This is a genomic window from Dickeya zeae NCPPB 2538, assembly GCF_000406165.1.
Classification (GTDB): Bacteria; Pseudomonadota; Gammaproteobacteria; order Enterobacterales; family Enterobacteriaceae; genus Dickeya; species Dickeya zeae.
In genome coordinates this window covers 1,726,187-1,749,119 of record NZ_CM001977.1, presented here as the reverse complement: position 1 = coordinate 1,749,119, position 22,933 = coordinate 1,726,187, and the positions used below count along the sequence as shown (strand labels likewise).

Annotated in this window: 19 protein-coding genes and 1 pseudogene; 10 read left to right on the top strand and 10 right to left on the bottom strand. The window is 55.3% G+C overall.

Features of this window, described 5'->3' with window-relative positions:
- The first annotated feature begins 123 nt into the window (after positions 1–123).
- On the top strand, positions 124–915 hold the full coding sequence (fabI, locus tag DZE2538_RS07645; protein WP_019845788.1) for an enoyl-ACP reductase FabI: 792 nt from the start codon (positions 124–126) through the stop codon (positions 913–915).
- Positions 916–1,073: 158 nt separating this feature from the next.
- Here the strand turns inward: fabI and DZE2538_RS07640 are convergent, their stop codons facing one another.
- Complete coding sequence (locus DZE2538_RS07640) at positions 1,074–1,973, bottom strand: LysR family transcriptional regulator (RefSeq protein WP_038917130.1); 900 nt, start codon at positions 1,971–1,973, stop codon at positions 1,074–1,076.
- Between the two features lie 203 nt (positions 1,974–2,176).
- Here DZE2538_RS07640 and DZE2538_RS07635 point away from each other — a divergent pair, with 203 nt between their 5' ends.
- The 6 genes and pseudogenes from DZE2538_RS07635 (at position 2,177) to DZE2538_RS07610 (ending at position 10,966) form a co-directional block, all read left to right on the top strand.
- A complete protein-coding gene (locus DZE2538_RS07635) occupies positions 2,177–4,486 on the top strand; it encodes an FdhF/YdeP family oxidoreductase (RefSeq protein ID WP_038916003.1) in 2,310 nt (769 codons plus the stop codon).
- 308 nt (positions 4,487–4,794) lie between these two features.
- Positions 4,795–5,001: a hypothetical protein gene (locus DZE2538_RS07630; protein WP_023640066.1), complete on the top strand. Its 207-nt coding sequence runs from the start codon at positions 4,795–4,797 to the stop codon at positions 4,999–5,001.
- The gene (locus DZE2538_RS07625; RefSeq protein ID WP_019845792.1) at positions 4,988–5,461 is read left to right on the top strand and encodes a DUF2335 domain-containing protein; all 474 of its coding nucleotides are present in this window, start codon (positions 4,988–4,990) and stop codon (positions 5,459–5,461) included. The genes DZE2538_RS07630 and DZE2538_RS07625 overlap by 14 nt, the downstream gene beginning before the upstream one ends.
- A 140-nt stretch (positions 5,462–5,601) precedes the next feature.
- The gene (locus DZE2538_RS07620; protein WP_038916002.1) at positions 5,602–7,533 is read left to right on the top strand and encodes an exoribonuclease II; all 1,932 of its coding nucleotides are present in this window, start codon (positions 5,602–5,604) and stop codon (positions 7,531–7,533) included.
- Between the two features lie 100 nt (positions 7,534–7,633).
- On the top strand, positions 7,634–8,551 hold the full coding sequence (locus DZE2538_RS07615) for an aldo/keto reductase (RefSeq protein ID WP_038916001.1): 918 nt from the start codon (positions 7,634–7,636) through the stop codon (positions 8,549–8,551).
- Positions 8,552–8,898: 347 nt separating this feature from the next.
- Positions 8,899–10,966 (top strand): annotated as a pseudogene (locus DZE2538_RS07610) (carbon starvation CstA family protein).
- A 99-nt stretch (positions 10,967–11,065) separates the two neighbouring features.
- Here the strand turns inward: DZE2538_RS07610 and kdgT are convergent.
- Together kdgT and araD are read right to left on the bottom strand one after the other, a co-directional pair.
- Entirely contained in the window at positions 11,066–12,082 is a 1,017-nt protein-coding gene (kdgT, locus tag DZE2538_RS07605; protein ID WP_038916000.1) for a 2-keto-3-deoxygluconate transporter, read from the bottom strand.
- 402 nt (positions 12,083–12,484) lie between these two features.
- Positions 12,485–13,180, bottom strand: coding sequence for an L-ribulose-5-phosphate 4-epimerase (araD, locus tag DZE2538_RS07600; RefSeq protein ID WP_038915078.1), 696 nt, complete (start codon positions 13,178–13,180; stop codon positions 12,485–12,487).
- Between the two features lie 354 nt (positions 13,181–13,534).
- On the opposite strand from araD, the gene osmB reads away from it, so the two are divergent.
- Positions 13,535–13,750 (top strand): osmotically-inducible lipoprotein OsmB, encoded by a 216-nt coding sequence (gene osmB, locus DZE2538_RS07595; RefSeq protein WP_019845799.1) that lies wholly within the window; start codon positions 13,535–13,537, stop codon positions 13,748–13,750.
- Positions 13,751–13,860: 110 nt separating this feature from the next.
- Here osmB and yciH read toward each other — a convergent pair whose 3' ends face one another.
- The 5 genes from yciH to pgpB form a co-directional block, all read right to left on the bottom strand.
- Positions 13,861–14,187 (bottom strand): stress response translation initiation inhibitor YciH, encoded by a 327-nt coding sequence (yciH, locus tag DZE2538_RS07590; RefSeq protein ID WP_019845800.1) that lies wholly within the window; start codon positions 14,185–14,187, stop codon positions 13,861–13,863.
- Entirely contained in the window at positions 14,187–14,936 is a 750-nt protein-coding gene (gene pyrF, locus DZE2538_RS07585) for an orotidine-5'-phosphate decarboxylase (protein ID WP_050568661.1), read from the bottom strand. The genes yciH and pyrF overlap by 1 nt, the downstream gene beginning before the upstream one ends.
- A 235-nt stretch (positions 14,937–15,171) precedes the next feature.
- The gene (gene lapB / locus DZE2538_RS07580; protein WP_023640075.1) at positions 15,172–16,341 is read right to left on the bottom strand and encodes a lipopolysaccharide assembly protein LapB; all 1,170 of its coding nucleotides are present in this window, start codon (positions 16,339–16,341) and stop codon (positions 15,172–15,174) included.
- Positions 16,342–16,352: 11 nt separating this feature from the next.
- Positions 16,353–16,661: a LapA family protein gene (locus DZE2538_RS07575; RefSeq protein WP_012884377.1), complete on the bottom strand. Its 309-nt coding sequence runs from the start codon at positions 16,659–16,661 to the stop codon at positions 16,353–16,355.
- 320 nt (positions 16,662–16,981) lie between these two features.
- Positions 16,982–17,758, bottom strand: coding sequence for a phosphatidylglycerophosphatase B (pgpB, locus tag DZE2538_RS07570; protein WP_038915999.1), 777 nt, complete (start codon positions 17,756–17,758; stop codon positions 16,982–16,984).
- A gap of 253 nt (positions 17,759–18,011) precedes the next feature.
- On the opposite strand from pgpB, the gene ribA reads away from it, so the two are divergent.
- Positions 18,012–18,605, top strand: a complete 594-nt coding sequence (ribA, locus tag DZE2538_RS07565; protein ID WP_019845804.1) for a GTP cyclohydrolase II — start codon at positions 18,012–18,014, stop codon at positions 18,603–18,605.
- Positions 18,606–18,685: 80 nt separating this feature from the next.
- On the opposite strand, the gene DZE2538_RS07560 is transcribed toward ribA, so the two are convergent.
- Positions 18,686–20,305 carry an ABC transporter substrate-binding protein gene (locus DZE2538_RS07560; protein ID WP_038913779.1) on the bottom strand — a complete coding sequence of 540 codons (1,620 nt, stop codon included), beginning with the start codon at positions 20,303–20,305 and terminating at the stop codon, positions 18,686–18,688.
- Positions 20,306–21,116: 811 nt separating this feature from the next.
- Between DZE2538_RS07560 and gstA the strand changes: the two genes are divergently transcribed.
- Positions 21,117–21,731, top strand: a complete 615-nt coding sequence (gene gstA / locus DZE2538_RS07555; RefSeq protein ID WP_012884372.1) for a glutathione transferase GstA — start codon at positions 21,117–21,119, stop codon at positions 21,729–21,731.
- A 155-nt stretch (positions 21,732–21,886) separates the two neighbouring features.
- On the opposite strand, the gene pdxY is transcribed toward gstA, so the two are convergent.
- Entirely contained in the window at positions 21,887–22,747 is an 861-nt protein-coding gene (gene pdxY, locus DZE2538_RS07550) for a pyridoxal kinase PdxY (protein WP_019845806.1), read from the bottom strand.
- Between the last annotated feature and the right edge of the window lie 186 nt (positions 22,748–22,933).

The following is a 22,933-nucleotide window of genomic DNA, read 5'->3' as shown; positions in this document are numbered from 1 at the left end:
TGGTTGGAGTACCCCTTGGGCCGCTATACATGCTAGAATCGCCCAGTTTATTCACACCGATCATGGTAAATAATTATTTTTATTGACGATGATCGCAGCAACAATGATCACAAGGATACAGCCATGGGTTTTCTTAACGGTAAGCGCATTCTGGTAACGGGCGTTGCCAGCAACCGCTCCATCGCATACGGTATCGCACAGGCAATGCATCGCGAAGGTGCAGAACTGGCGTTCACCTATCAGAACGACAAGCTGAAGTCACGTGTGGAAGAGTTTGCCAAAGAGTTCGATTCAAGCATCGTTTTACCGTGTGATGTGGCGGAAGATGCCAGCATTGACGCACTGTTCGCCGAACTGGCGAAAGTCTGGCCGAAATTCGACGGTTTCGTACACTCCATCGCTTACGCGCCGGGCGACCAGTTGGATGGCGACTACGTGAACGCCGTCACCCGCGAAGGTTTTGCCATCGCTCATGACATCAGCGCTTACAGCTTTGTGGCGATGGCGAAAGCTTGCCGCAGCATGCTGAACCCGAACTCCGCGCTGATGACTCTGTCCTACCTGGGTGCCGAGCGCGCCATTCCGAACTACAACGTGATGGGTCTGGCGAAAGCGTCGCTGGAAGCCAACGTGCGCTACATGGCCAACGCCATGGGCCGCGACGGCGTGCGCGTCAATGCCGTCTCCGCCGGTCCGATCCGCACACTGGCCGCTTCCGGCATCAAAAACTTCAAGAAGATGCTGTCTCACTGCGAAGCGGTTACCCCGATCCGCCGTGTGGTCACCATTGAAGACGTGGGCAACGCCGCCGCGTTCATGTGTTCTGACCTGGCAGCCGGTATCTCCGGTGAAGTTCTGCACGTTGACGGCGGCTTCAATATCGCTGCCATGAACGAGCTGGAACTGGGCGAATAATCACGCCGCCTGTGCCGGACGCCAGTCTGGCACAGGGTTCCCGCCCGTTATGCCTCGTTCGCCATCCCTTTCATTATCGTCCTGATTGTGGTTCTCGTCTTACCGGTTGTGTTTTTGCGTTTGGGTTCGTATCGGCGAATCATGCCGCGATGCCACGGTTAACGCTCCCCCAACCAGTGCTGCGCGGCGTCAAAGAAATGTTGTGCCAGCATGGTGGCGCGCCCGGCTTCAGCAATCACCACCGCGCCGTGTCGCGACATCGGTGCCAATGCCAACGGCCGCCAGGCCAGCTCCGGGGTCATCTCCGGCAGCAAACTGCCATTGGGTACAATGCCGCATCCCAGCCCGACGAACACACCTTGCATCAGTTGCAGTATCGAGGTGCTTTCCACCCGCACTCGCGGCGTCACCCCGGCTTCCCGGAACTGACCGTCCAGATAGCGGCGAAAATACCGGCTGGGTTCCGCCAGACATAATGGCACTGTCGCCAGTTCCGCTAGCGTCAGTGGGCCGTTCCCCTGTAGCGTGGGAAAGTAGCGTGGATGATACAGCAGCGAAGCCCCCTGCTCCGCCAGCGAGGAGGCCTGAAAATGTAACTCGCGCAGCGTCGTCAGCTCGAAAAAACCGATCCCGACATCCACCGTGTGGGCGGTAAGTGCTTCCAGCAACTGATCGGCGCTAAACAGTGCGACCTGATAATCCATCTCCGGGTAGGCACGGCTGACTTCTGCCAGCAAGGCTGGCAACGCCATGCTGCATTGCGGTACTGCACCGATGCGCAGCAACCCGCTGGTACCGCGCGCCAGTGATGCCGCCTCCAGCTTCAACCCCTGATAGACCGACACCATTTCCCGCGCCCAGGCCAACACCCGTTCGCCTTCGGCGGTAAACCCCTCGAAATTATTACCCCGATTAATCAGCGACAACCCCAATTCCCGCTCCAGGTTCTTTAATCGCATCGATAATGTTGGCTGGCTGACGAAGCTGGCCTCAGCCGCACGGCCGAAATGGCGCTCTTTTTCCAGATTACACAAGTAGATAAGTTGCTTAATGTCCATCAGGTTCTCCAGCATGTCGGGCTGAGGCAGTATACCACTCCCCCTGATGCAGCAGAGATGACCACCACGATAAGCCTCCTCTATCCCGCTATTATCCCCTTTGATTAGACGCCTTACGGTACGCCGCCTACACTCTTGATTAGCAAGCAAAGTTTTAAAGATTTTTTTACATACTAAAAACATCATCACCTGCGTAGCGAATCATGAAATTTAAATCTGCCATTAAGCCATACCGCGCCGCTGCTGGCGGTTGGGGTTCACTGGAAGCCACCACCCGCTTTGTCCTGGACAGCAAACAGGCGCTGAAAAATATCCGTAATTTGATGCGCGTCAACAAAAGCAAAGGATTCGACTGCCCCGGCTGTGCCTGGGGAGATGACAACAGCAGCACCTTCAGCTTTTGTGAAAACGGTGCCAAGGCGGTCAGTTGGGAAGCCACCCGCAAAGCTGCCGGGCCGGACTTCTTTGCTGAGCACAGCGTCAGTACACTGCGCCGCCAGAGCGATTATTTTCTCGAATATCAAGGCAGGCTGACTCACCCGCTGCGTTACGACCCGGAGCGCGACCATTACGTGCCGATAAGCTGGGACGATGCTTTTGCGCTTATCGCCAGCCATATCCGCACGCTGGAACACCCCGACCAGATGGAGCTTTATACTTCCGGTCGGGCCAGTAACGAAGCCTCTTACCTGTATCAATTGTTCGGCCGTATGGCGGGCACAAATAATTTTCCCGACTGCTCCAACATGTGTCACGAAGCCAGCGGTACCGGACTCAAGCAAAGTATTGGCGTGGGTAAAGGCACGGTACGGTTAGCGGACTTCGAACACGCCGATGCCATTTTCGTCTTCGGTCAGAACCCCGGTACCAATCACCCCCGGATGTTGCACAGCTTGCGGCATGCCGCCGATCGCGGTGCGCACATCGTGGCGTTTAACACCTTGCGCGAACGGGGTCTGGAACGCTTCGCCAACCCGCAAAACCCGCTAGAATTGCTGACGCCACTGTCCGGCACCATCAGCGAAACCTACCTGCAACCGCATCTGGGTGGTGACATGGCGGCAGTACGCGGCATGGTAAAAGCGCTGCTGGAAGCCCATCGTCAACGTCTGGCGGCAGGCGACACCGGGCTTTTTGATCAGGACTTCATTAATAAGCATACCGACGGCGTCAACGCCTATCTGCAACAGGTGGATGCCACCTCGTGGGACAAAATCGTCCAGCAGTCCGGGCTGAGTGAAGCGCAAATCCGCTATGTCGCCGACATTTACCGGCGCTCTGAGCGGGTGATCTGCACCTGGGCGATGGGGATTACGCAACACCGTCACTCGGTCGCCACCGTGCGGGAAATCGTCAACCTGCAACTGTTGTTTGGTCAGCTCGGCAAACCGGGGGCTGGTTTGTGCCCGGTGCGAGGCCATAGCAATGTGCAGGGTAACCGCACCATGGGGATTGATGAAAAACCCTCTGACGCGATGCTCGATAGTCTGGCACGTCACTTCGGTTTTACCCCGCCGCGCGGCCACGGCCACAATACCGTACAAGCGCTGGAGGCGATGCTGCGTGATGAGGTGCGGGTCTTAATCGCGCTGGGTGGCAATCTGGCCGCCGCCGCGCCAGATACCGATCGCACGGCACAGGCGCTTAGCCGCTGCGAACTGGCGGTGTATATCAGCACCAAGCTCAACCGCAGCCACTTGATTACCGCACAACGTGATACGCTGATTCTGCCGACGCTGGGGCGCACCGAACGGGATATGCAGGCCAGTGGCCCACAATTCGTCACCGTCGAGGACTCGTTTAGCATGGTGCATGCCTCTGAAGGGATAAGCCCGCCGTTGTCGGACCAACAACGCTCGGAAACCGCCATCGTGGCGGGCATTGCCCACGCCGTCCTCGGCAACGCGCACCTCGACTGGCTGGCGCTGGCGGCCGACTATAACCTGATCCGCGATCATATCGCCGCCACCCTGCCGGGTTTTGCTGACTTCAATCAGCGCTGCGCCGAACCGGGGGGATTCTGGCTGGGTAACGCCGCCGCCGACTACCGTTTCAACACGTCCACCGGTAAGGCTGGTTTCAGTGCCGCCGCCTTGCCAGACAGCGTGGTGCCGGTATACGGCGATACCCCGGCACCATTTACCCTGCAAACACTGCGTTCCCACGACCAGTACAACACCACGATTTACGGGCTGGATGACCGTTATCGCGGCGTGTACGGCCAGCGTGACGTGCTGTTCATGCACCCGGAAGATATCGCCGCGCTGGGTCTGCAAGACGGCGACCGGGTAGATATCGAAACCCTGTGGCATGACCACATCGAGCGTAAAGTCAGCGGGTTTCGGTTGGTCAGCTATAACATCCCACGCGGTAATCTGGCGGCGTACTATCCGGAAACCAATCCGCTGGTACCGTTATCCAGCTATGGCGACGACACCTTCACGCCGACGTCCAAATCCGTGCCGGTACGCATTACCCCCAGTGCCGACACCACGCTGCAACGCATTGCCTGATCCCATTGGCCGGGTGGGTTCTTTCACGCCCGGCTTAATCCATCATGCTATCCACAACGGGTGCCATACTGATGCCCGTAAACTGCGACAACAGATTGTTTATACCCTTCATTCTTCAAGTTGCAGGTGTGTTGGCTGCGTTCGTTCACCCGAATCACTTACCTCAGTAAGCTCATCGGGGTTCACTCACTTGCCGCCTTCCTGCAACTCGAATTATTTGGGGTATAGTCGTTATTTGCAACCGTGCCATACTCAAGTAAGATTAACTAAGAAGAGTATCACCAGTGTTGGCCCTAAGGAGATAAAACATGTTGAAGGCAACCCGTAGGTATCTTCGTGCCGCCGGCAGCATTTTAGATCTGATGCCAGCGACAGACTATCTGGCAGACATCAACAAGCAAAGTGATGCGCAGAGAATGGCCAGCGATTTTCAAGCCATAGGCGACGACCTAAGAGTAGCGATGAATGCATACGGAAGAAGAAAAGGAATTACGTCAGGGATTGCAAAACGCTGACACACAGAACAGGGAAAATGAAGAGGCACAGGCGCTTGCCGAAAAGGTCGAGTCTACGCTGATTGAAAACCCGGTATTCCTTGAGCGCCTGCTTGCCAGGCCACAGATTCAAGCCATCGTTTCATCCACATTTTTTCGCGGACCGCTTCCCCCTCCAGAAATGCTGAAAGAGTACGATGATATCGTGCCCAACGGCGCTGAAAGGATCATGGCGAAAAGCGAGCGAGAGCAGGCCCATCGTCATCGTATCACTGAGAAAGGCCTCGACGGCGAGATAAGCAGAGACAAACGCGGGCAGTGGATGGCATTCGCCATTACCATGACTATTCTGGCGATCGCGACCTTTTTTGCCTGGAAAGGCGAAATGGTGTTTGCCGGTACGTTAATCACGCTTGATTTAATCGGGCTGGCGTCGGTATTTGTTATCGGACGATATCGTCCTTCCAACAACAACGAATAATCCACCAGGCTCCCCCGATACGCAGTTCGAACACGTCGGCATTGTACAGGCTGTTCATTGCAGCAACGCTTGCCGCCAGCGGCCGATTCGCGTAAAACTGTCTGCCGCTAAAGCCACTATTAACCGCAATTCTGGACGCTATGTTTCAAGATAACCCGCTGCTTGCGCAGCTTAAACAGCAACTCCACTCTCAGACGCCACGAGCGGAAGGTATCGTCAAAGCCACCGACAAAGGATTTGGTTTTCTTGAAGCCGACGCGCAGAAGAGCTACTTCATCCCGCCGCCGCACATGAAAAAAGTGATGCACGGCGACCGCATCATCGTCACGCTGCATACCGAAAAAGAGCGCGAAATCGCGGAACCGGAATCGCTGGTGGAACCGTTTCTGACCCGCTTTGTCGGCCGGGTACAGAAAAAAGATGACCGTTTGTCCATCGTGCCGGATCATCCGTTGCTGAAAGACGCCATTCCCTGCCGCCCGGTGCGTGGCGTCGAGCAGGACTTTAAAGAAGGCGATTGGGCAGTCGCGGAAATGCGCCGTCATCCGTTAAAAGGCGATCGGGGTTTCTTTGCTGACCTGACCCAGTACATTACTACCGGCGATGACCCGCTGGCCCCCTGGTGGGTGACGCTGTCGCGCCATAATCTGGAGCGCGAAGCGCCGAACGCCGACGCAGCCGATATCGATGACAATGCGCTTGAGCGTGAAGACCTGACCGGGCTGGACTTTGTCACAATCGACAGCGCCAGCACCGAAGACATGGATGACGCCTTGTACGTGCAGGACAACGGCGACGGTACGCTGGAGATGACAGTGGCCATCGCCGACCCGACCGCTTACGTGCGAGCCGATAGCGAGCTGGACGCCATTGCCCGTCAACGCGCGTTTACCAACTATCTGCCCGGCTTCAATATTCCGATGCTGCCGCGCCACTTGTCAGACGACATCTGCTCGCTGCGCCCGAACGAACGCCGTCCGGTGCTGGCCTGCCGCATGACCGTCGCCGCTGATGGCGCACTGAGCCAGATTCGCTTCTTTGCCGCCTGGATCGAATCACGCGCCAAGCTGGTATACGACGAAGTATCGGACTGGCTGGAACAACGTGGCAACTGGCAGCCGCAGAGCGATAACATCGCCAGCCAGATCCGTCTGTTGCATCGCGTTTGTCAGGCGCGCAGTGCCTGGCGTTCCACCCATGCGCTGGTGTTCCGCGATCGCCCGGATTATCGCTTCCTGTTAGGCGAGAAAGGCGAAGTGTTGGATATCGTTACCGAGCCCCGTCGTATCGCTAACCGCATCGTGGAAGAAGCAATGATCGCCGCCAACGTCTGTGCGGCACAGGTGCTGCGCGACACATTAGGTTTCGGCATTTACAACGTCCACACCGGCTTCGATCCGGTCAGCATTGATCAGGCGGTTGCCGTGCTGGAAAGCAACGGGATTCATGCCGAGGCTCAGCGACTGCTGACGCTGGAAGGTTTCTGTATCCTGCGTCGTGAACTGGACGCCCAACCGACCCAGTTCCTCGATAGCCGTATCCGTCGTTTCCAGACATTCGCGGAAATCAGCACCGCCCCCGGTCCACACTTTGGCCTGGGTCTGGAGGCTTACGCCACCTGGACGTCACCGATTCGTAAATACGGCGATATGGTTAACCATCGTCTGCTCAAGGCCGTCATCACCCATACCTCGGCAGACAAACCGCAGGATGAGGTTACACAGCAGTTGGCTGAGCGTCGTCGTCTGAACCGTATGGCAGAGCGTGACGTCAGTGACTGGTTGTACGCCCGTTTCCTGAAAGACAAAGCCGGTACCGACACGCGCTTTACCGCCGAGATTATGGATGTCAATCGTGGCGGCTTGCGTGTACGTCTGCTGGAAAACGGGGCTTCCGCGTTCATTCCCGCCTCGTTTATCCACGCGGTACGCGACGAGCTAGTCTGCAGTCAGGACACCGGCATCGTGACGGTGAAAGGCGAACCCGTCTATCGCCAAAGCGATACCCTGACGGTGGTATTAACCGAAGTGCGGCTTGAAACGCGCAGCATTATCGCCAAACCCGCCGCCTAATCCGCGTCCGTATAACGCCACCCCACTGGGTGGCGTTTTTTATCGTCGGGAGCACACCACCGCCCCCTGTAACCGAGAGCAACCTGAAGGAGAGGTGAACATGAAAAGAATCACACTGGGAACAAGCACCCTGTCAGTGCCGAATATTGCGCTGGGTTGCATGCGGCTGGCGGGCAAGACACAGCAGGACGCTGCCACGGTGTTGCAAACGGCGCTTGATGCCGGTATCGATTTTTTTGACCACGCCGATATCTACGGCGGTGGCCGTTCCGAGGAGATGTTTGCCGCCGCGGCGCGTCAGGCGGGCATCACCCGAGATCAGGTACTGCTGCAAAGCAAATGCGGTATCCGCCCCGGCTTTTTCGATTTCTCCAAAGCGCACATTATTGCGTCGGTCGAAGGGAGTCTGAAACGCCTGAACACGGATTACCTCGACACCCTGCTGCTGCACCGCCCGGATACACTGTGCGAGCCGGATGAAGTCGCCGCCGCCTTTGACGCGTTAGAAACCAGCGGTAAGGTGCGCTATTTTGGCGTCAGCAATCAGCACCCGTTGCAGGTCGAACTACTGAAAAGCGCGGTGCGCCAGCCACTGCTGACTAACCAGTTGCAGCTGAGCATTATGCACACGCCCATGATTGACGCGGGTTTCAACGTCAATATGACCCATGCGCCGTCACTGCACCACGATGGCATGGTGTTGGAATACAGTCGTTTGCAGAAGATGACCATTCAGGCCTGGTCACCCTTCCAGTATGGCTTCTTTGACGGTGTATTCGTGGATAACGATAAATTCCCGCAGCTCAATGCCACGCTGACGCATATCGCCAGCGAGCATGGCGTATCTACCACCGCGCTCGCGGCGGCCTGGATCCTGCGTCACCCGGCCAGCATGCAGGTGATTGTCGGCAGCATGGACCCACAGCGCCTGCAAGACATCGCCACCGCCTCTGAACTGCACATCAGCCGCGAAGAATGGTATGAAATTTACCGTGCGGCTGGTAACACGCTACCCTGACCTGCCTTTAACGCACCTTTACCGTACCTTGCCCGGCTCTCGCCGGGCTTGCCGTGCCAGATTATTCATCACCCTCTCTCCGCGTTTCTCTCTGCTCGAAAATACAGATAAATACTTTATTCGTAACAAAAATATATCTTTGCTCACATTTTTATCTTGTTATGACCACGCTGATTAATCGCTGCACTATGGTTATTTATTGATATCACAATATTTCCTGTTATCCCGCGGTGGATACGATTCGAGTATTGCGGGTGTCTTGCCGTATTCGTTACGCCAAGAGGTACGTTGACAGGGTGCCGGGATTATCGACGACCGGGAATCATAACCAGTCAGGAGTCAGTGAGATGAAAACGATCAAGAGCGTGTCTATCTGGATAGCTGTTGCTATAGCCGGCGCCGTGGCGTTCGCCATGCTGGCGCTGAGTCAGGGAGAGCATGTGAGCGCCGTCTGGCTGGTCATCGCCGCCGTCGCGTGCTATAGCATTGCCTACCGCTTTTATAGCTTGTTTATTGCGCGTCGGGTGTTTGAACTGGATGACCGCCGTCTGACCCCGGCGGAACGCCATAATGATGGTCTGGATTACGTTCCCACCAACAAGTGGGTGTTATTCGGCCACCATTTTGCCGCTATCGCCGGGGCTGGCCCATTGGTAGGGCCGATTCTGGCCGCACAGATGGGCTTTCTGCCGGGGACACTGTGGATCCTGATCGGCGTGATGCTGGCAGGTGCCGTGCAGGACTTTCTGGTGCTGTTCATCTCCACACGTCGTGATGGCCGCTCATTAGGTGAAATGGCGCGTCAGGAATTAGGGTCGTTCGCCGGGGTCGTTACCATGCTGGGCGCGCTGGGCGTAATGATCATCATCCTGTCGGCACTGGCGCTGGTGGTGGTTAAAGCGTTGACCAACAGCCCGTGGGGGGTATTCACCATTGCGGCCACCATCCCGATCGCGCTGTTTATGGGGGTCTACATGCGCTTTCTGCGACCGGGCAAGATTGCCGAGGTGTCGCTGATAGGCTTTGTACTGATGATGATGGCGATTGTCTACGGTGGCGATATTGCCGCCCATCCTTACTGGGGACCGTTTTTTTACCCTGAAAGGCACCACCCTGACCTGGGTGCTGGTAATTTACGGATTCATTGCCTCGGTACTGCCGGTCTGGCTGTTGCTGGCACCGCGCGATTACCTGTCCACCTTCCTGAAAATCGGCGTGATCGTCGGGCTGGCGATCGGCATCCTGTTTGCCATGCCTGAACTGAAAATGCCTGCGGTTTCACGCTTTATTGACGGCAGTGGGCCGGTGTTCTCAGGCAGCCTGTTCCCGTTCCTGTTTATTACCATCGCCTGCGGCGCTATCTCCGGCTTCCACGCCCTAGTATCCAGCGGTACCACGCCCAAGCTGGTTGAGCGCGAAAGTCATATCCGTTTCATCGGCTATGGCGCGATGCTGATGGAGTCTTTCGTCGCCATCATGGCGCTGATTTGTGCCTCGGTGATCGATCCCGGCGTGTATTTCGCCATGAATGCGCCCGCTGCGCTGATCGGCACCACGGTGGAAAGCGCCGCGCAGGTGGTCAGCGGATGGGGCTTTGTCATCACACCGACTGATCTTAGCAGCATCGCCAAAGATGTCGGTGAAGCCTCGATTCTCTCGCGTGCCGGTGGCGCACCAACGTTTGCCGTCGGCATGGCGCATATCATTACCGACATCTTCAACAGCCGGGCCATGATGGCCTTCTGGTATCACTTCGCCATTCTGTTCGAAGCGCTGTTTATCCTGACCGCCGTTGACGCTGGTACCCGCGCTTGTCGCTTCATGGTGCAGGATCTGGCAGGGTTGGTGGTGCCGGGAATGGGGAAAAGCCACTCCTGGCTGGGCAATATGGCCGGTACTACCGTGGCGGTGGCGGGCTGGGGCTTCTTCGTCTATCAAGGGGTGATCGACCCATTGGGCGGTATCAACACCTTGTGGCCGCTGTTTGGCATTGGCAACCAGATGCTGGCCTCGATGGCGCTGATCCTCGGCACAGTCGTGCTGTTCAAGATGAAAAAACAGCGTTACGCCTGGGTGACGATACTGCCTACCGCCTGGTTGTTCATTACCTCAATGACCGCAGGCTGGCAGAAGATTTTCCACGAAAAACCCAGTATCGGTTTTCTGGCGCAGGCTAAACGTTTCTCGACAGGTATCGAGTCCGGCACGCTGATAGCACCGGCAAAAAACATGCAGGACATGGCAACCATCGTGTTCAGTAACCAGATCAACGCCATCCTGTGTGGCTTCTTTATGCTGGTAGCGGTCACCATGCTGGTCGCCGCGTTCTTCGCCATCCGGCGTGCATTACACAGTCACAGCCCCACCACACACGAGACCACAGCTGCCTGGCGACAGGAGGCGCATAACAACTGATCCCTCAGATTTTATTTCGTGGGTCATGTCACACCGCTCACGCCCCTTGTCAGAGGGCGTGAGCGCCATTTAGTGAAACGTCATGTCGTTAAGCGTTATTTAGTGATGTGCGGCCTGTTGCGATTGTTCTTGCTCCGGCGTTCCTTCTTCTTGCTCGACGGTACCATCGCCACCTTTGACATGTTTTGACCACATCGCGGTGATGATCGGTACCAGAACCGACGTCACAATCACCGACGTCGCCACCAGTGTCGTGGCCGCCGGTGCCACTGGTTTAAACGCCGGAACCATTTCCGCAATCAGCACCGGTGTCGCCACCGCCGCCCCTGCCGAACTGGACGCGGCAATCCCTGCGGTACCGTCACCCCCGCCCAGCACCTTGTCCGCCACCATCAACGGGATACCGGTAATGATGATCACCGCAACACCTAACATAACGCCCAGGAACCCGGTCTGACCGATAACGCTCAAATCAATGGTATTGCCCAGCGCGAAAGCAAAAAAAGGAATGAGCGTCTGCACCGAACGGCTGAAAAATTCACGCAATTCCGGATCCAGATTCCCCAGAACAAACCCCACCAGAAACGGCAATACCGCACCGACAAAGACATGCGGCTCAAACGAGGCAATACCGGCGGTACCGAGGATCACCATCGTCATCAGAGGGCCAGACTCCAGCGACATCAACACGAATGCGCCGGATTCTTCTTTGGTGCCATATTGCTGCATGATGGACGCATACAACCCGCCATTGGTCATGTCCATCGCCGCCACCAGCGCCAGAGTGGATAACCCGGCAAAAAAGCCGGCTTCCACCCCATGCTCCGGCAGCAGACGTGACGCAACCGCGGCCACCACCCAGGCTACGGCAATTTTCGTTACCACCAACGTGCCGGATTTACGCAATACCGTTCCGGTGGCACTCAGCCGAATCGATGCCCCCATGCAGAAAAACCACACCGCCAGAATCGGCACCGTGCCGCTGATCAAACCGTTGGTAAACGACCCGAAATACTTGCCAGCACCCGGCGCAAAGGTATGACACAACGCGCCAAGAAACAGCGGCACCAGCATCATGCCACCCGGAATCTTTTCAATAGAACGTTTGATATGCATAGGATTCATTGCCTGAAAAAAGGGACAGAAACCATGAGCAAGACAAACATATCACCATGACCCGCACCTACCGCCTGGACTGCGCATGCATGAGGTGATGACGCCTGTTCAGCCCACCCGAAGCAGGGCGAGTGTCCTATCCCGGTACAACATCACCACCATTGGCAACGAAGAAAACAACCGGGAGGACACGCACACCACACTTCTCAGTGCTGAAGGTAGTCGTTTAATGATGAGAGAAAAGTGATCATTGGCAAACAAATAAAACGATGTTTCTATTTTATAGGATCGTTATTTTGTTTATTTCGCAATGGAGGGCATGCTGCCTGTCCCTCCAATGCGTGAGGTAAATAAAACCTGGCGGCAAGGCAGCCAGTGCATGACTACTGGCGCTGTTGCGAATCACTGCCCGTAGTAAGCGTTCTTGCCGTGTTTACGCAGGTAATGCTTATCCAACAATGTGGATTGCATCGGTTCCAACGTTGGGGTCAGTTGGCGCGAGAAAATCCCCATGTAAGCAATTTCTTCCAGCACCACGGCATTGTGCACCGCGTTATGCGCATCCGCTCCCCAGGCAAACGGGCCATGGGCATTGACCAGCACCGCTGGAATATCCTGTGGTGACAGGCCGCGTTCACGAAACGTCTCGACAATGACCTGCCCGGTTTCCCACTCATAACGCCCGTTGATTTCCGCCTCGGTCATCAATCGGGTGCAGGGAATAGGCCCATAGAAATAATCGGCGTGAGTGGTCCCCCACGGCGGTAAATCTTTGCCCGCCTGTGACCAGATAGTGGCATGCCGCGAGTGGGTATGGACAATTCCGCCCAACGATGAGAAAGCCAGATATAACACGCGGTGGGTATCGGTGTCAGACGAGGGTTTACGCTGCCCTTCCACCACCCGGCCGCTTTCCAGTTCGACGACGACCATGTCTTGGGCGGTCATCACGTCGTACTCGACACCTGAGGGTTTGATCACCATCAGACCGCGCTCACGATCCACCGCGCTCACGTTTCCCCAGGTGAAGGTCACCAGTTGATGCCGGGGTAAAGCCAGATTAGCTTCAAGCACCTGAATTTTAAGTTCTTCCAACATCATCCGCCCTCCTGTGTGGTTTGCCCTATTCTCACGTTGGGCTACCGGCACAGGTATGGGCTGAATGGCTGAAAAGCAGGCTGTGTTCTGCTGGGAAAACGGGAAAGGGATCACGCCGACACCGAACGCGAGCCAGAAAGCAGGTCGTATTGTCGCCATCGCCGCCAGACTACTGTGAATTAAGAGTTTTTCACCTGTTACGCCCTCTGCCGATAATTATACTGGCAGCCAGATAGACACAGCACGTCACGGCAAGTCATCGCGCACTGTCATAACGCCCCTTGCCACGACAATAACATTATTCATGGCCGTGATAACGCACTGTCGTGAAAGGTGAACAACCGGAGAAGAACCATGCAAATCAATAAAAAATTCACAACTACCGTTCTGGCTATGGTGATCGTCAGCACACTGGCAGGCTGCGCCGGTATGAATAAACGGCAACGGAATACCGCCATCGGTGCGGGGATTGGCGCAGTCGGCGGCGCGGTATTAACCAACGGCAGCGCACTCGGCACGGTAGGTGGCGCGGCGGTAGGCGGCATTATCGGTCACCAGACGACGCGATAACCACCCCGCATAGCAAACAGGCTCCCAAGGGAGCCTGTGTGTTTTTATACTGCTATGTTCATACTGCTATTTTCATGCGGTTATCGATGCCTGTCGCGGCACAGGGCAGGTTACCCTCCAGCCAGCTTGACCTTCATCCCTTTCGCTTCCAGCAACTGCTTGAGCTGATCACGTTTGTCGCCCTGAATTTCGATCACCCCGTCTTTGACCGAGCCGCCACAGCCACACTTCTTTTTCAGCTCAGCTGCCAGCACGTCCAGCGCTGTGTCATCCAGGTCAATACCGGTAATCAGGCAAACGCCCTTACCTTTGCGCCCACTGGTCTGGCGTTGAATACGCACAATGCCGTCGCCTTTCGGACGGGCCGCTTTCTGCTCGGGTTCATCAATACGCCCGGTGTCGGTGGAGTACACCAACCGGCTGTTATCGTCGCGCATTATTTCTCTCCCAGCGAAGCCAAAATCGTTTTCAGGGTCAGCGCCGGATCAGCGGACTGGGTAATAGGACGGCCAATCACCATGTAATCCACACCGGCGTGTTGTGCCTGCTGCGGCGTCATAATCCGACGCTGATCGCCAGCATCGCTGCCCGACGGGCGAATACCTGGGGTCACCAGCCGGAAATCCGCACCGCACACCTGCTTGAGCCGCACGGCTTCATGAGCAGAACACACCACCCCATCCAGACCGCACTGCTGGGTCAACCGCGCCAGTTTTTCTGCCTGCTCGGCCGGAGAGAGCGTAATCCCCAGTCCCTGCAAGTCCGCGTCATCCATGCTGGTCAGTACCGTCACCGCAATCAGTAACGGCGCGTTGCTCCCAAACGGCACCAGCGCCTCACGGGCAGCCTCCATCATACGAGCCCCGCCGCTGGCGTGGACATTCACCATCCATACTCCCAACTCTGCCGCAGCGGCTACAGCCCTGGCCGTGGTATTGGGAATATCGTGAAACTTAAGATCGAGAAACACCTCAAAACCACGCTGTTGTAAATCGTTGACCAACTGCGGCCCGAACAGCGTGAACATCTCTTTGCCGACCTTCAGCCGACAGTCACGTGGATCGATACGGTCGACAAACGCATAGGCGGCATGCTGATCGGCGTAATCCAGCGCCACAATAATCGGAGAGCCTGAAGCCGTGATATGCGAAGGCGTCGTATTCGAAGAGATGATTGGGCTGTTCACTGGTATGCTCCCGTCGTTAAGCCTGAGTGAGTGAATCATTTTATGGCGCGCATTCTACCCGCCCCTGCTCCTAAATGCCAAACCGCGCCGATGCTTAACCCAGCGTAGCGCTTACAGGCCATTAGTATGTTGTAACTAAGAGGCATGGTACAGTAGGAAGGAAATGACGGCCTAACGTGGCGGCCCGTTCTGGCAGCGCGGGGATAACGGTTGGGGAACAGAATGGCCGGACGGCTTACTCCCCGTCCAGCCCACGAATCGGTTTAACACTGGCCCAGGTACGGCAGGAAGGACAATGCCAGTAGAGTGATTGCGAGGTAAAACCGCATTTATGGCAACGATAGCGTGGTTTGGCCTGGATTTGTTCGCCAACCATATTACGCAGCACCAGCAGGCTTTCTTTGGCTCGGCCATCTTCCGCTTCACGCAAATGGTAGTCAATCAGCCGGTGGAACACCCGCATCGTGGGATGGCGCTGCAACTGGCGCGTGACGTAAGTCTGTGCCGACTCGGTGCTTTCATACTGTTCCAGCACATCGGCCATCATCAGGTCTGCCGTAGAGCCGCTTTTCTCTTCAACACAACGACGCAGAAATGCCGCCCACCCTTCAGGTTGTTGCAGGTGGCGGTAGCACTCCTGCAACATCGGCAGGGTTTCACTGACCAGTTCGGTATCCTGCTCCAGAACCTGCTGCAGTAATGTGACAGCCTGAGCGTAATTCTGCTGCGCCATATAAATGCGCCCCAGCATGATGGACACGCGCGCGCATTGACTATCCGCCGCCGATGCCTTTTTCAACATCGCCAGGGCTTTATCAAGATCATCGCTGCCCATCGCCTGTAGCGACTGTTCACAGTAGAAGTGAGCGATTTCACTGCGAAATTGCGTTTTGCCCAATTTCACCAGCTTTTCAGCGGTGTCGATAGCGTTTGGCCAGTCGCTGGTAGACTGATGGATCTGCAGCAGTTGCTGCAAGGCGCTGACGCGAAAGTCCTCTTCATCCACCAGTTGCTTAAAAATCTCTTCGGCGCGGTCGTACAACCCCGCCACCATGTAGTCACGCCCCAGTTGTTGTACCGCCAGCAAACGTTGTTCAAAACTGAGGGACGCGCTTTCAGTGAGCGCCTGATGGATACGAATAGCCCTGTCGACCTCGCCACGCGAGCGAAACAGGTTGCCTAGCGTCAGGTGAGCCTCAAAGGTATTGCTGTCATCTTTGAGCATGTCGAGAAACAACTCGACTGCTTTATCCTGCTGGTTAGACAGCAGAAAGTTCACCCCGGTGACATAATCGCGCGACAGGCGATTGGTTTCGTCCTGTTTGTCCTGCTGTGCACTCCTGCGCCCCATATACCAGCCATAGGCGGCGGCAACCGGCAGCAACAGAAACAGCAGTTCTAGCATGGAGGCGATCCTTAGTGGGTAGCGGACTCAGCGGAGGTCGCACCGCTGGCGCTCTCCGGGGCAGACAGTTGCTGCTCAAGACGTTTGATTTTACGTTGTTCCCGCCCTAGCGCAATGCGCAGGCGCAGATAAAACAGGCCACAGATCACCCAGCCGAGCGCAAAACCAGCGGCAAACAGCGTCGCCAACAACGTCGACAACCGGTATTCCCCCTGAGCCAGCAGGTAGTTAAAAGTAATCACCTGATCGTTATGCGCTCCCAGCGTGATCGATACGATAAATACCGCCAGCACCAGAAAAAAAATCAGCATATATTTCACGTTCGCTTCCTGTGATATCGCCTTAAACGGATGAATTATGCCAAATTTCGGCAGTGAACCCTATTAACTTAACATTTCCTCAGCGGAGGGGGAACGCTAACGGGGGCCGTGAAAGGAAAAACGGGAGGATGACCGGCACACTACCGACACGCCAACGGCGGCTGCGACAGGCAATCTGCGAAGCCGCCTTGCTATTACTCGTATCCATCGGCATTAGCATCACCGGCATCAGTATCTGCTGGTTGTGGGTATCCAGGTTATGGATACCCACGTCGCCATACCCGACCAACCGATCGCTTTATCAGGCACATTATCAGGCATCATCGGGTGTTCGGGCGGGCTTGCTGGTGATACCGTGCAGCTGTTTTGGATGGAGCCGCTGCCAACAGTGGCGCACACCAGCGCTGCGCCAGCAAGACGGCCACCAGCGAAACCACAGCGCTTATCAGCGTGGCGGCTGCCACATCCTGCGGCCAGTGCATCCCCAGCAACAAGCGGCTGGCGATCACACTATTGGCCCACAGTACGATGAGGGAAACCACCAGATAATGACGCCGCGTCCACAGTAATCCCACCGCCAGCAACGCCCAGGTGGCGGCAAACACGGTATGTCCCGACGGGAAGGAGTAATCTGCCTGTTCCTGCCAATGCTGGCGTTGCCACGGTGGCAATGGTGAGACTTGCTGAAGCTGTTGTTCCAGTAAGCTGGCGCGCTCGCTGGCAGGTAATGAATAAAAATAGTGCTCATCCACCTGATGCGCTTGTTCGAGCCAGACCACAAACGGCCGGGCTTCCTGCGTCAGGTGTTTCGTTACTGATTTTACCCCCTGCCCCAGCACGATGCTGGCAAACAGGATAGCCAGCAGCGTCAACATCGGGCGCAGAGGTAGTCGCAGCAGCCACAAAAACCAGGCCGACAGCACCACACTGGTCAGAATTCCCCACGGGGCTGATACTGTCTGTGTCATCCAGAATAACGGCTTGAGCCACCATCCTGACACGGTTGGCTGCCAGTGCCATCCCGTGATCCAGACCAAAATAGGCAACACCATCAACGATATTGTGCCAATTACGGTGCGTCTGGCGAGGTCGTACATTACTTCTCCCTATAATTCAGCAGGATATTAGAACAAAATTTTTACATTTTTATCAAAAAATAGGACATCGGTTTTCAGTATGACGTAAACTATCTGTCAGTTCTGTCAACGACACCACGATTATCCCGAATCATTCAGTCACTGATAACAAAGTAGGTGACTATCTGCCACCGGGGCTCAGCACGGCGGCGGCGATACGAGATTCCCTTCCTGCCTGGAGCGGGAATTTATCATTTATGCGTTGGAGAGTAACATGCAGCTAAAACGGGTGGCGGAAGCCAAACTACCCACTCCGTGGGGCGATTTCCTGATGGTAGGATTCGAGGAAACAGCAACCGGGCGCGATCACCTGGCGTTAGTATACGGTGATATTTCCGGTCCCGAACCGGTACTGGCGCGAGTCCACTCTGAATGTCTGACGGGTGATGCATTGTTTAGCCTGCGTTGTGATTGCGGCTTTCAGCTGGAAGCCGCTCTCAATCACATCGCCGAAGAAGGGCGCGGCGTTCTGCTGTATCACCGCCAGGAAGGACGTAATATCGGCCTGCTGAACAAGATCCGGGCTTATGCGCTACAGGATCAAGGTGCCGACACCGTGGAAGCAAACCACCAGTTGGGCTTCGCCGCCGACGAGCGTGATTTCACACTGTGTGCAGATATGTTCAAGCTACTGAACGTGGAAGCGGTGCGTCTTTTGACCAACAACCCGAAAAAAGTCACCATCCTGACCGAAGCGGGCATCAACATCGTTGAGCGTGTGCCGCTCATCGTTGGCCGCAATCCGAAAAACGAGCATTATCTGGCCACCAAGGCCGCCAAAATGGGCCACTTGCTGGACAGCAAATAACCCCGCCTTCATTGTCACACCAGGCGGTGACCGCCTGGTGTGCTATCGACAATCAATGATCACCAATCAATACTCGCCAATCAATGTTTGACGATATAAATATCCTTGCTGTAGAAATCCCCTTTCAGGTCAGGCTTAAACCCACCCACATACGGCTTCACCATCTGGCTACGCACGTAATAATAAATCGGGATCAACGGCATTTGCTGTTGCAGGATAGTTTCCGCCTGATGATAGAGCGCATTGCGCGCCTCCAGCGACGACGCCATCACCGCTTTATCCAACACCTCGTCGTACGCCTTGTCAGTAAACTTGCCGGTGTTATTGCTGTCGTTGGCACGCAGGGTATCAAAATAGGTGGAAGGTTCATTATAGTCAGCCCCCCAGGAGTTCCTCACTACCTCGAAGTTACCGGTGCGTGAGGTATCCAGCAGCGTTTTCCACTCCTGATTCAGCAATGTCGCCTCCGCACCGAGGTTCTGCTTCCACATTGAGGCGGCAGCAATGGCAATCTTTTGATGGGATTCTGAGGTGTTATACAACAACTGGAATTTCAGCGGATGGCTTGCATCGTAACCCGCTTCTTTCAGCAGTTTTTTCGCTTCAGCGTTACGCTGCTGCTGCGTCCAGCTCGCCCATTCCGGCTGATTACTGGTATAGCCAGCCATGCCGCGCGGCACGTAGTTATACGCCGGTACCTGGCCCTGCCCCAACACCTTGTCGGCAATCACGCTCTTATCGAGCGCCAGGTCCAGCGCACGCCTGACCCGTGGGTCATTAAACGGCGGTTTTTGGGTATTGAAGCGATAAATATAGGTCGAGAGATACGGCGTCACCTTCACTTCGTTCGGCAATTCCTGTTGCAGGGATTTAAACAACTGGTTGGGCATGGTGTACGTTGTGTCGACTTCCCCCGCTTTATAGCGGTTGACTTCGGCCGTATTGGAGACGATGACCAGATAGGTCACTTTGTTCAATACCGTGTGCGCGTTATCCCAATAGTTAACGTTACGTTTAGCGGTGATACGCTCGTTGACGACCCACTCGGTCGGCACAAACGGTCCGCTGCCAACAAAATTGCTCGTTTGGGTCCATTTGTCGCCAAATTTCTCGATGGCCGCTTTCGGCACGGTCACCATCACATAGTGGTCGACCATCGGCAGGAAATAGGACAATGGTTGATCCAGCGTGACCTGTACCGTTTGTTTATCCAGCGCCTTAATACCCAGTTCCTGTGGGCTCTTCTTACCCGCGATGATGTCGCTGGCATTCAGCACGTGCATACTGCCGAGGTAACTTTGATACGGCGACAAGGTTTTTGGGTCTATCAGACGCTGCCAGCTAAACACCACATCGTCAGCGGTGATCGGGCTGCCGTCCGACCATTTCAGCCCCGGACGCAGGTGGAACGTCCAGACCTGATTGTCTTTATTTTCCCATCGATCCGCTAAACCGGGTGCCACCGTGCCGTCATCATGTACCGACACCAACTTTTCAAAAAAATCATGGACCAGGTTCCCTTCAACGTCACTTTCCACTTTATGCGGGTCCAGCGACGCGGGCTCGGACCCATTGGCACGCACCAGTTCCTGTTTATCGGCCAGTTGTACACCCGCCGGTACCTCCGCCGCCTGTACTGAAACCGCCGCAACACTCAACACCCCAAAAATGGATGCCAGCCAACCCTTGTCTATCGTCATTCTGTGCTCCTCTGCATGTCGGTCTTATTTCCATCTACCGTGGTATAACGACCGTTACCCCACGATTTGAATTATTCAGGTGCAATAATTTTATGTTATGAATCATGGCATTAAACCATCACCCACTAATACTGTATCCGTGAGAACAGTACAAGTGCGCAACGCACAATTCCGGTCATCGCGCCATCACGGCAAACGGTTCACAACGTAGGCGTTGAGCGTAGCCATGCTGCACACAGCCATAGAGTGCAGCACGTCCGCAGCAACTATCTGAGTCAGAATAAGAATAGCGTGATGGCACACAGGGGCTCTGCGTTTCATCAGAGAATGGTTTTACATCAGTGGATACCCGATGGGAATGGCGACAGATTTGTCCGATAGCAGGAAGCGTCAGCATTACATTATCATCGAGCAGCCGTTTGGCGTATTGACCGATGACGAACGGCACGCTTAACGCGTTTTTAACACACCAAATTGTAAGATAAACCACACATCAGGGTGAACATTCCCCCATTGCAACCGATAACAGTAGGAAGAGGAGGACACTCTGTCGACTAACGAATATTGGGAAAAGGAGAACGCCCGGCAGTGCGTTGATTTCACAGCACTCTTATCTTGCGATGCCGCGCACAGCCTGACTCTGTGATTTATAGCAATATGAATTTACATGATTGTGTGAAAACGCTTACGTTGTTAACACTATGCTCTGATAGGACATGCTCTGATAGAACATGTTTTGATACAACGTGCACTGACACGATATACCTGACACTACAACTCACCGCAAAGACGTTTACTGAAGGAATGGCGAATGAAACTCTATTACAAACCGGGAAGTTGCTCACTGTTTCCTCATATCATCCTGCATGAGACCCGGGCCAAGTTCACTCTGGTGAATGTCGACCTGCGTACCAAGAGAACCGAGCAGGATGGCGACTACCTGCAGATCAACCCCAAAGGAATGGTCCCGGCGTTAGCATTGGATGACGGAACGATTCTGACGGAAAATATTGCTATCGCCCTGTATCTGGCAGACAAAGCACCGCAATATAATCTGATAGCGCCATCCAGCACTATCCACCACTACCGCGCCATTGAGTGGCTGGCCTACATTTCCACTGAATTGCACAAATCGTTCACGCCGCTGTTCCGCCCCGGTACGCCAGAACTGTACAAAGATTTGCTGAAAAGCTATCTGGAACAGCGCTTTCGTTACCTGAATCAGGTACTCAGCGAGCACGATTATCTGGTCGGTAACCGGTTCGGCGTCGCCGATGCTTACCTGTTCACCATTTCTCGCTGGGCACATGACCTGAAATTTAACCTGCTCCAATTCCCTGCGTTGGTGGCTTATCTGGAGCGTGTTTCCGGGCGACCGGCGGTAGAAAAAGCGCTGACGGCGGAAGGGCTTGAAGTGAAGTTCTGACCAATCAGAATGATGGAATGCATACTGTGCTTACCGCCGTACAGTATGCAGGAACAAGCACAGTAACAATGTGTAGTAACAACAACGGGGCTCGATGCCCCGTTATTTTATGGTGTGTCTGTCACGGCCGGTTTTACCCACGACCGATTTAGCAACTACAGACGAACAGCCTGGAAATGGTGACGAGGCTGTACGATGCCATCCTGCGCGGCCACCAGTTGCAGCTCGTACTGTTCCATTTCTTTGGTGACCAGCATCACCTCGTAGACAGCCGCGGTGGTGTGTTCCAGCGCTTTTTCCGGCGCGACGCCTTTTAGCAGATTCACCAGTAACAAACCGCTGGTCAGGTCACCCACGCCCACCGGCTGGCGCGGTCCAAAATCCACTAGCGGGCGCTGGATATGCCAGGCTTCTTTCGGGGTGACCAGCAGCATTTCAAAACTGTCTTTGCTGGCAGCCGCACGGCTTAAGTGTTTGACCAACACCAGTTGCGGCCCGCGCTGACACAGTTCACGACTGGCCTGCACAGCGTCTTCTACCGTATGGATCGTCCGCCCACTCAGCAGTTCCAGCTCCGGCAGATTGGGGGCAATCATGTCACTTGCCTGTAGCGACTGGTTGCAGTGAAAATCTGTCACCCCTGCTGGCACAATGCAGCCTTTTTCCGGCGTACCCATCACCGGGTCGCAGAAATAAATGGCGCGCGGATTCGCCGCCTTCACCCGGCGCACCACCTCCAGAATATGCCCGCCCTGCTCTGGTGAGCCAATATACCCACTCAGTACCGCGTCACAGTCCTTCAGATGATCAATATTACTGATGCCCTGCGCAATCTCGCTCAGGTGCTCGGCGGGCATTACACAGCCTGTCCACTGGCCATATTGCGTGTGGTTGGAGAATTGTACGGTATTCAGCGGCCAGACATTGACGCCCATCCGACGCATGGGGAACTCCGCCGCGCTATTACCGGCATGACCGAAAACCACGTGAGACTGAATCGACAGTATGTTTTTCATGAAAGTGACTACCCTTGCCTGCTCAAATGCGATGTGCTTGTTTTTATATACTGCTGGTTATTAAACCGTTTCTTATCAAACAGCGTCATGCTGTTACCCCGTCCGCCACGGTATTAGCTGATACGGTATTACCTGGTGAGCTTGTCAGGCTATCCCCCACTGTGGGGAGGTACCTAAAAACGAAGG

What these genes read in the sequence shown, in the direction of transcription:
- fabI (WP_019845788.1), top strand. Translation starts at nt 124, where the DNA reads ATGGGTTTTCTTAACGGTAAGCGCATTCTGGTAACGGGCGTTGCCAGC.
- DZE2538_RS07640 (WP_038917130.1), bottom strand. Translation starts at nt 1,973, where the DNA reads ATGGACATTAAGCAACTTATCTACTTGTGTAATCTGGAAAAAGAGCGC.
- DZE2538_RS07635 (WP_038916003.1), top strand. Translation starts at nt 2,177, where the DNA reads ATGAAATTTAAATCTGCCATTAAGCCATACCGCGCCGCTGCTGGCGGT.
- DZE2538_RS07630 (WP_023640066.1), top strand. Translation starts at nt 4,795, where the DNA reads ATGTTGAAGGCAACCCGTAGGTATCTTCGTGCCGCCGGCAGCATTTTA.
- DZE2538_RS07620 (WP_038916002.1), top strand. Translation starts at nt 5,602, where the DNA reads ATGTTTCAAGATAACCCGCTGCTTGCGCAGCTTAAACAGCAACTCCAC.
- DZE2538_RS07615 (WP_038916001.1), top strand. Translation starts at nt 7,634, where the DNA reads ATGAAAAGAATCACACTGGGAACAAGCACCCTGTCAGTGCCGAATATT.
- kdgT (WP_038916000.1), bottom strand. Translation starts at nt 12,082, where the DNA reads ATGCATATCAAACGTTCTATTGAAAAGATTCCGGGTGGCATGATGCTG.
- araD (WP_038915078.1), bottom strand. Translation starts at nt 13,180, where the DNA reads ATGTTGGAAGAACTTAAAATTCAGGTGCTTGAAGCTAATCTGGCTTTA.
- osmB (WP_019845799.1), top strand. Translation starts at nt 13,535, where the DNA reads ATGCAAATCAATAAAAAATTCACAACTACCGTTCTGGCTATGGTGATC.
- yciH (WP_019845800.1), bottom strand. Translation starts at nt 14,187, where the DNA reads ATGCGCGACGATAACAGCCGGTTGGTGTACTCCACCGACACCGGGCGT.
- lapB (WP_023640075.1), bottom strand. Translation starts at nt 16,341, where the DNA reads ATGCTAGAACTGCTGTTTCTGTTGCTGCCGGTTGCCGCCGCCTATGGC.
- pgpB (WP_038915999.1), bottom strand. Translation starts at nt 17,758, where the DNA reads ATGTACGACCTCGCCAGACGCACCGTAATTGGCACAATATCGTTGATG.
- ribA (WP_019845804.1), top strand. Translation starts at nt 18,012, where the DNA reads ATGCAGCTAAAACGGGTGGCGGAAGCCAAACTACCCACTCCGTGGGGC.
- DZE2538_RS07560 (WP_038913779.1), bottom strand. Translation starts at nt 20,305, where the DNA reads ATGACGATAGACAAGGGTTGGCTGGCATCCATTTTTGGGGTGTTGAGT.
- gstA (WP_012884372.1), top strand. Translation starts at nt 21,117, where the DNA reads ATGAAACTCTATTACAAACCGGGAAGTTGCTCACTGTTTCCTCATATC.
- pdxY (WP_019845806.1), bottom strand. Translation starts at nt 22,747, where the DNA reads ATGAAAAACATACTGTCGATTCAGTCTCACGTGGTTTTCGGTCATGCC.